The sequence below is a fragment of the Cupriavidus sp. FW306-1B-F12B genome, from assembly GCF_058781795.1.
Genome location: NZ_JBYSXC010000005.1, coordinates 392,218 through 403,651, shown reverse-complemented (window position 1 = coordinate 403,651; position 11,434 = coordinate 392,218). Strand labels below are relative to the sequence as shown.

The 11,434-nt window shown below is 65.9% G+C and carries 11 protein-coding genes; 9 read left to right on the top strand and 2 right to left on the bottom strand.

Features of this window, described 5'->3' with window-relative positions:
* Nucleotides 1-215: 215 nt before the first annotated feature.
* On the bottom strand, nucleotides 216-2,807 hold the full coding sequence (acnB, locus tag AC3WLE_RS11955; RefSeq protein ID WP_492356982.1) for a bifunctional aconitate hydratase 2/2-methylisocitrate dehydratase: 2,592 nt from the start codon (nucleotides 2,805-2,807) through the stop codon (nucleotides 216-218).
* 466 nt (nucleotides 2,808-3,273) lie between these two features.
* On the opposite strand from acnB, the gene fliL reads away from it, so the two are divergent.
* From fliL to nadC, 8 genes are all read left to right on the top strand, one after another.
* Nucleotides 3,274-3,765, top strand: a complete 492-nt coding sequence (gene fliL / locus AC3WLE_RS11950; protein ID WP_011616679.1) for a flagellar basal body-associated protein FliL — start codon at nucleotides 3,274-3,276, stop codon at nucleotides 3,763-3,765.
* A 59-nt stretch (nucleotides 3,766-3,824) separates the two neighbouring features.
* A complete protein-coding gene (gene fliM, locus AC3WLE_RS11945) occupies nucleotides 3,825-4,844 on the top strand; it encodes a flagellar motor switch protein FliM (protein ID WP_492356981.1) in 1,020 nt (339 codons plus the stop codon).
* Nucleotides 4,837-5,286 (top strand): flagellar motor switch protein FliN, encoded by a 450-nt coding sequence (gene fliN, locus AC3WLE_RS11940; protein ID WP_010810395.1) that lies wholly within the window; start codon nucleotides 4,837-4,839, stop codon nucleotides 5,284-5,286. The genes fliM and fliN overlap by 8 nt, the downstream gene beginning before the upstream one ends.
* Entirely contained in the window at nucleotides 5,283-5,738 is a 456-nt protein-coding gene (gene fliO, locus AC3WLE_RS11935) for a flagellar biosynthetic protein FliO (RefSeq protein WP_492320694.1), read from the top strand. Before fliN ends, fliO begins: the two co-directional genes overlap by 4 nt.
* Nucleotides 5,735-6,520, top strand: a complete 786-nt coding sequence (fliP, locus tag AC3WLE_RS11930) for a flagellar type III secretion system pore protein FliP (protein WP_492356980.1) — start codon at nucleotides 5,735-5,737, stop codon at nucleotides 6,518-6,520. The genes fliO and fliP overlap by 4 nt, the downstream gene beginning before the upstream one ends.
* Before the next feature lie 40 nt (nucleotides 6,521-6,560).
* Nucleotides 6,561-6,830 carry a flagellar biosynthesis protein FliQ gene (fliQ, locus tag AC3WLE_RS11925; protein ID WP_492320693.1) on the top strand — a complete coding sequence of 90 codons (270 nt, stop codon included), beginning with the start codon at nucleotides 6,561-6,563 and terminating at the stop codon, nucleotides 6,828-6,830.
* A 41-nt stretch (nucleotides 6,831-6,871) separates the two neighbouring features.
* Nucleotides 6,872-7,657: a flagellar biosynthetic protein FliR gene (gene fliR, locus AC3WLE_RS11920; protein WP_492356979.1), complete on the top strand. Its 786-nt coding sequence runs from the start codon at nucleotides 6,872-6,874 to the stop codon at nucleotides 7,655-7,657.
* Nucleotides 7,658-7,780: 123 nt separating this feature from the next.
* Nucleotides 7,781-8,614, top strand: a complete 834-nt coding sequence (gene nadC, locus AC3WLE_RS11915) for a carboxylating nicotinate-nucleotide diphosphorylase (protein WP_018313570.1) — start codon at nucleotides 7,781-7,783, stop codon at nucleotides 8,612-8,614.
* Between the two features lie 108 nt (nucleotides 8,615-8,722).
* On the opposite strand, the gene AC3WLE_RS11910 is transcribed toward nadC, so the two are convergent.
* A complete protein-coding gene (locus AC3WLE_RS11910; RefSeq protein WP_035816290.1) occupies nucleotides 8,723-9,268 on the bottom strand; it encodes a MarR family winged helix-turn-helix transcriptional regulator in 546 nt (181 codons plus the stop codon).
* A gap of 354 nt (nucleotides 9,269-9,622) precedes the next feature.
* On the opposite strand from AC3WLE_RS11910, the gene phnN reads away from it, so the two are divergent.
* Nucleotides 9,623-11,428: a phosphonate metabolism protein/1,5-bisphosphokinase (PRPP-forming) PhnN gene (gene phnN, locus AC3WLE_RS11905; RefSeq protein ID WP_492356978.1), complete on the top strand. Its 1,806-nt coding sequence runs from the start codon at nucleotides 9,623-9,625 to the stop codon at nucleotides 11,426-11,428.
* The last annotated feature ends 6 nt before the right edge of the window (nucleotides 11,429-11,434 follow it).

Genomic DNA, 11,434 nt, shown 5'->3' with positions numbered 1-11,434 from the left:
AAAGACACTGCCAGCCAGTCTAGTTGTGTTACCCATGTCCCCGAACAGGTGTTACCTATGTCCCCGGTCTATACACCCCTCATGGGGAGAGGGAGCACCCCAGCGGTGATTCAGTGGTGGTGGTGGCGTATGCCACCCGTCAAGCCGACAAAAGCCAAATACAAAAGGGGCCCCGCAAGCGGGGCCCCTTCTTCATGTCAGCCTGACTGGGCAGCTTACACCGTCACGCCGTCGGCCACTTCCTTGAAGTCCTCGATCTGGTCGAAGTTCATGTACTTGTAGATCTTGTCGCCATTGGCGTTGAGCACGCCCATGTCGGCCATGTACTCTTCCTTGGTCGGAATGCGGCCCAGGCGCGAGCAGATCGCCGCCAGTTCGGCGGAACCCAGGTACACGTTGGTGTTCTTGCCCAGGCGGTTCGGGAAGTTACGCGTGCTGGTCGACATCACCGTGGCGCCTTCGCGCACCTGTGCCTGGTTGCCCATGCACAGCGAGCAGCCCGGCATTTCGGTGCGGGCACCGGCGGTGCCGAACACGCCGTAGTGGCCTTCCTCGGTCAGCTGCTTCTGGTCCATCTTGGTCGGCGGAGCCACCCACAGCTTGACCGGGATGTCGCGCTTGCCTTCCAGCAGCTTGGAAGCTGCGCGGAAGTGGCCGATGTTGGTCATGCACGAACCGATGAACACTTCGTCGATCTTGGCGCCGGCCACCTCGGACAGCGTCTTGACGTCGTCCGGGTCGTTCGGGCAGGCCACGATCGGCTCATGCACGTCGGCCAGGTCGATCTCGATCACGGCGGCGTACTCGGCGTCGGCGTCCGGCTCCAGCAGCCTGGGATCGGCCAGCCACGCTTCCATGGCCTTGATGCGGCGCTGCAGGCTGCGCGGGTCCTGGTAGCCCTGGGCGATCATCCACTTCAGCAGCGTGATGTTGCTGTTGATGTATTCGATGATCGGGTCCTTGTTCAGGCGCACCGTGCAACCGGCGGCCGAGCGCTCAGCCGATGCATCCGACAGCTCGAATGCTTGCTCGACCTTCAGGTCGGGCAGGCCTTCGATTTCCAGGACGCGGCCCGAGAAGATGTTCTTCTTGCCTTGCTTGGCCACGGTCAGCAGGCCTTGCTTGATCGCGTACAGCGGAATCGCGTTGACCAGGTCGCGCAGCGTCACGCCGGGCTGCATCTTGCCCTTGAAGCGGACCAGCACCGATTCCGGCATGTCCAGCGGCATCACGCCGGTGGCGGCGGCAAAGGCCACCAGGCCCGAACCTGCGGGGAAGCTGATGCCGATCGGGAAGCGGGTGTGCGAATCGCCGCCGGTGCCGACGGTGTCGGGCAGCAGCATGCGGTTCAGCCACGAGTGGATCACGCCGTCGCCCGGGCGCAGCGAGATGCCGCCGCGCGTGCTGATGAACTCGGGCAGCGTGTGGTGGGTCTTGACGTCGACCGGCTTCGGGTAGGCGGCGGTGTGGCAGAACGACTGCATCACCAGGTCGGCCGAGAAGCCCAGGCAGGCCAGGTCCTTCAACTCGTCGCGGGTCATCGGGCCGGTGGTGTCCTGCGAGCCAACCGAAGTCATCTTCGGTTCGCAGTAGGTGCCCGGGCGGATGCCCTTGCCTTCAGGCAGGCCGCAGGCGCGGCCGACCATCTTCTGCGCCAGCGTGAAGCCCTTGCCGGTATCGGCCGGGTTCTGCGGCAGGCGGAACAGCGTCGACGGGGCCAGGCCCAGCGCTTCGCGCGCCTTGGCGGTCAGGCCACGGCCGACGATCAGGGGAATACGGCCGCCAGCGCGGACTTCATCGAACAGCACGTCGGACTTGACCTTGAACTCGGCGATCACTGCGCCGTCCTTCAGGGCCTTGCCTTCATACGGGCGCAGTTCGACCACGTCGCCCATTTCCATCTTCGACACGTCCAGCTCGATCGGCAGCGCGCCGGCGTCTTCCATGGTGTTGTAGAAGATCGGGGCGATCTTGTTGCCCAGGCACACGCCGCCGAAGCGCTTGTTCGGGATGAACGGGATGTCTTCGCCGGTGAACCACAGCACCGAGTTGGTGGCGGACTTGCGGCTGGAGCCGGTACCGACCACGTCGCCCACGTAGGCGACCAGGTGGCCCTTTTCCTTCAGCGATTCAATGAACTTGACCGGGCCGCGCTTGCCGTCTTCTTCCGGCTGGAACGCAGCGCCTTCGCGCTTGTTCTTCAGCATCGCCAGCGCGTGCATCGGGATGTCCGGGCGGGTGGTGGCGTCCGGAGCCGGCGACAGGTCGTCGGTGTTGGTTTCGCCCGGCACCTTGAACACGGTGATGGTCAGGCTTTGCGGCACTTCCGGACGGCTGGTGAACCACTCGGCGTCGGCCCAGCTTTGCAGCACGGCCTTGGCGTTGGCATTGCCCTGGTCGGCCTTTTCCTTCACGTCGTGGAAGGCGTCGAACATCAGCAGGGTCTTCTTCAGCGCTTCGGCGGCGACGGTGCCGACTTCGGCATCGTCCAGCAGCTCGATCAGCGGCGAGATGTTGTAGCCGCCCAGCATGGTGCCCAGCAGCTCGGTCGCCTTGGCGCGCGAGATCAGCGCGCACTTTTCCTTGCCCAGCGCCACGGCGGCCAGGTACGAGGCCTTGACCTTGGCGGCGTCATCCACACCGGCCGGCACGCGGTAGGTGATCAGATCCACCAGGGTCTGCTCTTCACCGGCGGGCGGGTTCTTCAGCAGTTCGACCAGCTCGGCCGTCTGCTTGGCGGTCAGGGGCAGAGGGGGGATGCCAAGCGCGGCGCGCTCGGCCACATGTGCGCGATAGTTTTCAAGCATGGGAACCTGCTGAGTAATTAGGTTTAGAAAATCTCGTTACGTCGCGATTGTAGTCTGAAGCCGCCCCCTGGTCAAATGTCTTATATCTTATATAAGAGTGAAAACCAAAAACATCATGCAAATCAAGGCACTGGAAACTGGAGGACGTGCGAACCCACATGAATCACTACCCGACTAGCGTAGTAGGGAATGCATGGCGGCGCTCCCGCGACCTGCCCGGCGGCCCGGCCAGGAATCGTGGCAGCTTGCACCGGCACTCAAGTTCACACGACATCAAGCGTTAACCAGCCTGCAGGCGCGCATCACGAAGCGCCCGCTCGCTTTAGCGCCCTGCTTCGCAGATAGCTTGCCGTGCCTGCTCCCTTTCCGCTCAAATGGCCAAGCTGAAAGGGTTTCCCCCTTTTTTTCGGCCCTTTGCTGGCCTGCGATTCCGGAAGAATGGCAGGCATTCCGATACAGGCTTCTCATGGCGAACACGGCTTCCCCTCCCCGGACTGGCAACACAGGCAAGCGCGGCCGGCTGCTGCTGATCGGCGCCGGCGTGCTGGTGGTGGCACTGGGCGCCGGAGGCTTCGTGCTGGGCAGCGTGCTGAGCAACCGCCAGCCGGCGGCGCCCGCCGCGCCCGCCGCCCCGGTCGTGCCGCCGCCGATCTTCGTGCCGCTGGACGCGTTCACCGTCAACCTGCGCAGCGACGACGGCGACCGCTTCCTGCACACCGGCCTGTCGCTGAAGGTGGCCGATGCCGAGACCCAGGCTCGCCTGGCCCAGTACCTGCCCGAGGCACGCAGCCGCATCCTGCTGCTGCTGTCGGCCAGGCAGCCGGCCGACCTGGCCACCGTCGAAGGCAAGCGCAAGCTGGCCGACGACATCCGCGACACCATCAGCAAGCCGTTTGCCAGCGGCCTGCCGGCGCAGCGGGTGCTGGACGTGCTCTTCACCTCTTTCGTGGTGCAGTAAGCGCAAGCCAGGGCCGCACCGGATTCATCCATAACGCCGCACAAGGGGCAGGACACTAGATGGCCTACGACAAGTTCCTCTCGCAAGACGAGGTCGACGAGCTGCTCAAGGGCGTATCCGGCGAAGCCGATACGCCCAAGGCCAGCGAGCCTGCGCTCGACGAGGGCGGTGTGCGCCCCTACAACCTGGCCACGCAGGAACGCATCATCCGCGGCCGCCTGCACACGCTGGAAATCATCAACGAGCGCTTTGCGCGCTCGATGCGCACGGCGCTGTTCAATTTCATCCGCCGCGGCGCGGACATCACCGTGGGCAGCATCAGGATCGAAAAGTTCGGCGACTTCGCGCGCAACCTGCCGATGCCGACCAACCTGAACCTGGTCCACCTGAAGCCGCTGCGCGGCACGGCGCTGTTCGTCTACGACCCGAACCTGGTGTTTCTGGTGGTGGACAACCTGTTCGGCGGCGACGGCCGCTTCCACACCCGCGTGGAAGGCCGCGACTTCACCCAGACCGAGCAGCGCATCATCCAGCGCATGCTGGAGCTGACGCTGGCCAGCTACGGCAACGCCTGGCGCACCGTGCACCCGATCGAGACCGAGTACATCCGCTCGGAGATGCACCCCAAGTTTGCCAAGGTCGCCACCCATAACGAGGCCGTGGTGACCACCGCCTTCCATATCGAACTGGGCGCCGTCGGCGGGCAGCTCCACGTGTGCCTGCCGTACGCGATGATCGAGCCGCTCAAGGACCTGCTGATGAATCCGCTGCAGGACGAGAAGGAAGTCGACAAGGGCTGGGTCACGCAACTGTCCACGCAGCTGCGCGCGGCCGAGGTGGAGCTGGTGGCCGAGTTCGCGCACCTGCAGAGCACCGTGGCCGAAGTGCTGGCGATGCGCGCCGGCGACGTGCTGCCGATCGAGCTGCCGGAGAAGGTGTTCGGCAAGGTGGACGGCGTGCCCGTCATGCAATGCGGCTTCGGCACGATGAACGGCCAGTACGCGCTGCGGGTAGAACGAATGATCAATCACCAGGACGGCGATTCCCACCTGGACACCGAGGACAGCGATTATGAGTGACGGCATCGAGGACAAGCCCGTCGATCCGATGGACGACTGGGCCAGCGCGCTGGCCGAGCAGACCAGCGCCACATCCGCCGGGATCCCCGCAGCTGCCGCACCGGCGGCCCAACCCGCGGCCACTCCGGCCGCCGCCACCGTGTTCCAGCCGCTGGCGAAGGAAGCGCCGAGCGGCTTCCGCAACGATATCGAGATGATTCTCGATATCCCGGTGCAACTGACCGTGGAACTGGGCCGCACCAAGGTGCCCATCAAGAACCTGCTGCAGCTGGCGCAGGGCTCGGTGGTGGAGCTGGACGGCCTGGCCGGCGAGCCGATGGACGTGCTGGTCAACGGCTACCTGATCGCGCAGGGCGAGGTGGTGGTGGTAAACGACAAGTTCGGCATCCGCCTGACGGACATCATCACGCCGTCCGAGCGCATCCGGAAGCTGAACAAATGAGCATGCAGACGCGCGCCAGCCTGGCCGTGCTTGCGGCGCTGCCGGGGGCCGCCATGGCCGCCGACGGCACGCACGCGCCGGCCATCAGCGGCGCGGCCAGCCTGGCGCAGGCCGGGCTGGGGCTGTTCGCCATCGTCGCGCTGATCCTGGGCATGGCCTGGGTGGCCCGGCGTGCCGGCCTGGTCCGTCACGCCACCGGCGGCGCGATGAAGGTGGTCGGTAGCACCATGCTCGGCGCACGCCAGCGCCTGGTGCTGGTGGAAGTAGGCGATACCTGGCTGGTGCTGGGCGTGAGCCCCGGCGAAATCCGGCCGCTGCATACCCTGCCTGCGGGCACCACCGCAGCCAATCCCCTCGCCGCCACCGGCGGTGCAGGCCCTTCGCAACAGCCGGGTGGCGGCACCTTTGCCGAAAAGCTGCTGCGTTCGATGCAAAATCACTTCAAGTCATGAATTCCCCGCGTGCCGCGCTGCGGCGCCCGCTGCCGGGCCCGCTGCTGTCCCTGCTCGCGCTGATGCTGACCATTGCCGCGCTGGCGCCCGCGCCGGCCTGGGCCCAGGCACTGCCCGGCGTCATCAGCAAGCCCGCCCCGGGCGGCGGCCAGATCTGGTCGCTGCCGGTGCAGACGCTGGTGCTGCTGACCTCGCTGTCGTTCCTGCCGGCAGCGATGCTGCTGATGACCGGCTTCACCCGCATCATTATCGTGCTGGGCCTGCTGCGCAGCGCACTGGGCACCGCCACCTCGCCGCCCAACCAGGTGCTGGTGGGCCTGTCGCTGTTCCTGACCTTCTTCGTGATGGCACCGGTGTTCGACCGCGTCTACAACGACGCCTACAAGCCGCTGTCGGAAAACAAGATCAGCCTGGAAGCCGCCGCGGCCAAGGCCGCGGAGCCGCTCAAGGCCTTCATGCTGCGCCAGACCCGCGAGAAGGACCTGGCCATGTTCGCGCAGATGGCCAAGGCGCCTGAAATGCAGGGCCCCGAGGAAGTGCCGCTCAGCATCCTGGTGCCGGCCTTCGTCACCAGCGAGCTGAAGACCGCGTTCCAGATCGGCTTCACCATCTTCATCCCGTTCCTGATCATCGACCTGGTCGTCGCCAGCGTGCTGATGGCGATGGGGATGATGATGGTGCCGCCGGCCACCATCTCGCTGCCGTTCAAGCTGATGCTGTTCGTGCTGGTCGACGGCTGGCAGCTGCTGCTGGGTTCGCTGGCGCAGAGCTTCATGAACTGAGGCGGCCCCAGCGCCCGCCACCCACCGCAGAGTCCGAGCCATGACACCCGAGACCGTAATGACCATCGCCACCCAGGCGATGAAGATGACCCTGCTGCTGGCCGCCCCGCTGCTGCTGGTGGCGCTGGCCGCCGGCCTGGTGGTGAGCCTGTTCCAGGCCGCGACGCAGATCAACGAGATGACGCTGAGCTTCATCCCCAAGCTGATCGCGCTGTTCGCCACCATGGTGCTGGCCGGGCCGTGGATGATCAATTCCATGGTCGACTACATGCGCGGGGTGTTCCAGAGCATTCCCGCGCTGGCGCACTGACGCTGGCCAGACCCCCGCCCTTCCGCCCCTGACTCCCCGCCGTGGTCGAATTCACCTCAGCCCAGCTCTACAGCTGGCTCGCGGCGTTCCTGTGGCCCTTCTTCCGCATCCTGGCCCTGATCGGCACCGCGCCGCTGTTCGGTGAGTCCACCATCCCGCGCCGCGCCAAGATCGCGCTGTCCGCGATGATCGCGATGGTGGTGTCGCCCACCATCGCGCAGCTGCCGGTGGTGCCGGTGTACTCCTTCGGGGGGCTGATGATCATCCTCAACGAAGTCGGCATCGGCCTGGCCACCGGCTTCGCCATGCGGCTGGTCTTTGCCACCGTGCAGCAAGCCGGCGAAATCATCGGCCTGCAGATGGGCCTGTCCTTTGCCTCGTTCTTCGACCGCGCCGCCGGCGGCCAGACCATGGTGCTGTCGCGCTTCCTGAACCTGATCGCGATGCTGCTGTTCCTGGCGCTGGACGGCCACCTGCTGATGCTGGGCGCGCTGGTCGACAGCTTCAACGGCCTGCCCATCGGCGGCACGCCGCTGTCCGCCGGCGGCGCCATGGCCGTGGCCCGCGCCGGCAGCATGGTGTTCTCGTCCGGACTGCTGCTGGCGCTGCCGATGATCGCGGCGCTGCTGACGCTGAACCTGGCGATGGGCATCCTGAACCGCGCCTCGCCGCAACTGTCGATCTTTGCGGTCGGCTTCCCGGTCACGCTGTCCGGCGGCCTGCTGGTGCTGATGCTGGTGATGCCGCAGATGGGCACCTACATGCAGCACATGATCGAGGCGGGGCTGGAGGCAGTCGGGACGGTGCTGGGGCAGTTTGCGCGGTAGGTTTGCGTATTATCTTAGATCTCGAATATTACTTGACATGGCGCATGGAAGGACTAGTATTGCGCCATGTACTTCGATCTCTAAGATTTCTGAGGTACCGCAACCACCGTTCAGGAGCCCTTCATGTACGACATTTTCGCCACCGACAAGCTGATCGACCTCTGGCTGACCGAAGACATCGGCATCTGCGACTTGACCGTCCAGACCATGATTGAACCGGGAGAGACCGGCACCTTCTGCATGAACGCCCGCGAGCCGATGCTTATCGCCGGCATCGACGTGGCGGCACGCATCTTCGCGCGCTACGATCCGACGCTGTCGGTCGATGTGCGCGTCGCCGACGGCGACAAGGTTGAAAAAGGCGCGGTGCTGCTTAACGTGAGCGGCAATGCACGCAGCGTCCTGACGGCCGAGCGCACCGCTCTTAACATCATGCAGCGGCTGTGCGGCATCGCCAACCATACGGCAACCTATGCCCAGGCTATTGCCCATACCAAGGCGCGCCTGATCGACAGCCGCAAGACCACGCCGGGCCTGCGCGCGCTGGAAAAGCATGCGGTGACCTGCGGCGGCGGCCTGAACCACCGGCTGAGCCTGGACAACGGCGTGATGATCAAGGACAACCACATCGCCGTATGCGGCAGCATCGCTGCCGCCGTGGCACGCGTGCGCCGCAAGCTGCCCGTGCTGACCAAGCTGGAAGTGGAATGCGACCGGCTGGAACAGGTGCACGAGGCACTGGCAGCCGGTGTCGACGTGATCATGCTGGACAACATGTCGGTGCCCGACATGAAGGAAGCCGTGCAGATCGTCAATGGCCGGACCAAGGTCGAGGCATCAGGCGGCATCCGCCTGGAAACGATCCGGGCCGTGGCGGAAACGGGCGTGGACTATATCTCCACGAGCAAGATCACCCAGTCCGCCCCTGCCGTCGACATCGGGCTCGACGAAGCCTGACACCGGGGGGACCAGCCCCCTGATCGCTCTAACCGATTCACGCCTTCTACCCAAGGCATTCACCCTTGCCGGTCTCGCCCGGCGAGGGTCTTTTCCGTTGCGGGTCGTCTACAGGTCCGAGAGCAGGCGCCCCACCTCCTGTGTGGACGGGACCCGCCGGCCATGTTCCGCCGACGCGGCTTCGTCGGCGACCAGCCGCTTCGCAATCGTGATCAGCACGCGGCGCGTGGTCAGCACGTCTTCTTCGCTCAGCCCTTCCACGCTGAGTTCATTCACCTCGGTCGCCAGCGGTTCAAGCTTGCGGCGCAGCGCGCGTCCGGTCTTGCTCAGGAACACATGCACCTTCTTCTTGTTGCCGGGAAGGTGCGTGCGTTCCACGTAGCCCAGCGCCTCCAGCGCCTTGACTGCCGCAAACGTCGTCGGCTCGGTCACCCCGGCGCGTTCGCTCAGCTCTCGCTGCGACACGCCGTCATGGCGCCACAGGATACGCAGGATAGTCCAGTGGCCATACGAAACCGAATGTTCCGCCAGCCGCAGCTGCAGCGCCCGGATATAGGCCCGGGCGGCATCCTTCACCAGGTGGGCAAGCCGTTCTTCATCGGCTTCATCCGCAGGCGTGATCGGGACCGGAGCATCCGGTTTCTTTGTAGCCATAGTCGTGAGGGAAAGTAGAGCGTATGCATGCGGCACCGGACGACCCGATGCCAGCGACAGCGCACATGATAGCGCCTCCGGCGCCCGCACGCCGACACCACCGCTTCATCGGCAACGCCCCTCCATGTAGCGTTCACTCCATCAGTGCACGATGCCCGCAACCCATGCATGGGGCACCGTCACCGCGCACCCGTATCCCCGTGTTTTCCCCTACAAGCCCGCGAATCCCGCGTACACACTGGATTTGCGGGCGCTGGCGCGTTGCTTGCATTACCTTAGACATCGAACTTATCTTGACACCCCCCTGGCCGGTGCTAGCATAGCCGCATAACTTCGACATCTAAGGTAATGCTCATGAAGGCGACCGGCACATTCTTCTTTGTTGTGGGGCCCAGTGGCGCTGGCAAGGACTCCCTGATCGACGGTGCACGTGCCGCGCTCGACGGCGACTACGTTTTTGCGCGGCGCGTCATCACGCGTCCCGACGGGTCTGCTGGCGAAGCGCACGAAGGTGTCACGGAGACCGAGTTCGCGCGGCGCCAGCGAAGTGGAGAGTTCCTGGTGACCTGGGACGCGCACGACCTGCGCTACGGATTGCCCAGGTCCCTGATGTGCGAGCTCGAACGCGGCCGCAACGTCGTGGCCAATGGCTCGCGCGGCGTTATCGCGGAACTTGCGGCGCGCTTGCCTCGTTTCGTGGTGGTCCTGGTAACGGCACCACATGACGTGCTTGCCCGGCGCATTGCCGCACGCGGGCGGGAATCGGGCGACCAGGTTGCCAGCCGCGTGGCACGCGCGGGAGCTCCGGTGCCGCCACACGTCCCCTGTATCACGGTGTCGAACGACAGCACGCTGGAAGCAGGCACGGCACGCTTTGTCGAAGCCTTGCGCAACGGCACCAGGGCATCCGCCGCCGAACGGCCGGCCAGCCGCACCAACCTGATGGCCAAGCTGCGCGGCGAGCCGCTCGACGAAGCTGCCTACGTCGCCGTGCTGCAGGACGCCATCGCCGGGCGCTACACCGAGGCCGAGCTGACCGAGTTCCTCGTTGCCGCAACCCGCACGCTCACGGACGAGGAAGTGGTGGCACTGGCGCGCGCGCGTACCACCTTCACACCCCGCATCGACTGGGACGAACCGGTAGTCGTCGACAAGCATTCGATGGGCGGCGTTCCCGGCAGCCGCATCACGCTGATCGTGGTGCCGATTGTCGCGGCCTACGGGCTGGCGATGCCCAAGACATCGTCGCGCGCGATCACCTCTGCCGCCGGCACCGCCGATGCCATGGAGACCATCGCACGGGTCGACCTGGCGCACGAGGACGTGCGCCGCTGCGTGGCCCAGGCGCGCGCCTGCATCGCCTGGAACGGACGGCTGAACCATTCCGTGGTCGACGATGTGATGAACGCCATCACGCGGCCGCTGCGGCTGGATTCGCGGCGCTGGTCGGTGGCGTCGATCCTGTCGAAGAAGTACACCGCCGGCGCCACCCATGTCATCGTCGACCTGCCCTACGGGCCGCAAACCAAGCTGGCAACGCGCGCCGACGCCGAGGCGCTGGGCGCGCTGTTCGAACACGTCGGCAAGGGACTGGGCCTGCACGTACGCGCACTGGTCACGGACGGCAGCCGCCCGATCGGGCGCGGCATCGGCCCCGCACTGGAAGTGCGCGACGTCCGACTCGTGCTCGACAACGCTCCCGATGCGCCCGCCGACCTGCGTGACAAGGCCCTGCGCTTTGCCGGCGAAATCATCGCATTCGATCCCCGCGTGGGCTCCCCCGAACACGGCATGCAAATTGCGGCGGCGCTGCTGCATGAAGGCAAGGCCAGGGCCGCGTTCGAGCGCATCGCCGCCGCGCAGGGCGTTCGCTGCGATCCAGTGGCGCCGGGTACGCATACGCTGGTCGTTCCCGCCGCCACGCAGGGCCGGGTCACGGGCGTCGATGGCCTGCAGATTTCCGGCGTGGCGCGCGCCGCCGGCGCGCCGCGCGATGGCGGTGCCGGGGTCGACATGCTGTGCGCGATCGGTGCAAGGGTGGCGCCAGGGCAACCGCTCTACCGTATTCACGCCGGCTTCGCTGAAGCGCTAGAGGCGGCTGCGGCACTGGTGCGCGCCGGCGGCGAGTGCTGCCAGGCGGTGCGTATAGACCCCGATTGACCGGCT

Coding starts and splice junctions, on each gene's coding strand:
- fliM (WP_492356981.1), top strand. CDS start 3,825: ATGGCCTACGACAAGTTCCTCTCGCAAGACGAGGTCGACGAGCTGCTC.
- fliN (WP_010810395.1), top strand. CDS start 4,837: ATGAGTGACGGCATCGAGGACAAGCCCGTCGATCCGATGGACGACTGG.
- phnN (WP_492356978.1), top strand. CDS start 9,623: ATGAAGGCGACCGGCACATTCTTCTTTGTTGTGGGGCCCAGTGGCGCT.
- acnB (WP_492356982.1), bottom strand. CDS start 2,807: ATGCTTGAAAACTATCGCGCACATGTGGCCGAGCGCGCCGCGCTTGGC.
- fliL (WP_011616679.1), top strand. CDS start 3,274: ATGGCGAACACGGCTTCCCCTCCCCGGACTGGCAACACAGGCAAGCGC.
- AC3WLE_RS11910 (WP_035816290.1), bottom strand. CDS start 9,268: ATGGCTACAAAGAAACCGGATGCTCCGGTCCCGATCACGCCTGCGGAT.
- fliO (WP_492320694.1), top strand. CDS start 5,283: ATGAGCATGCAGACGCGCGCCAGCCTGGCCGTGCTTGCGGCGCTGCCG.
- fliP (WP_492356980.1), top strand. CDS start 5,735: ATGAATTCCCCGCGTGCCGCGCTGCGGCGCCCGCTGCCGGGCCCGCTG.
- fliQ (WP_492320693.1), top strand. CDS start 6,561: ATGACACCCGAGACCGTAATGACCATCGCCACCCAGGCGATGAAGATG.
- nadC (WP_018313570.1), top strand. CDS start 7,781: ATGTACGACATTTTCGCCACCGACAAGCTGATCGACCTCTGGCTGACC.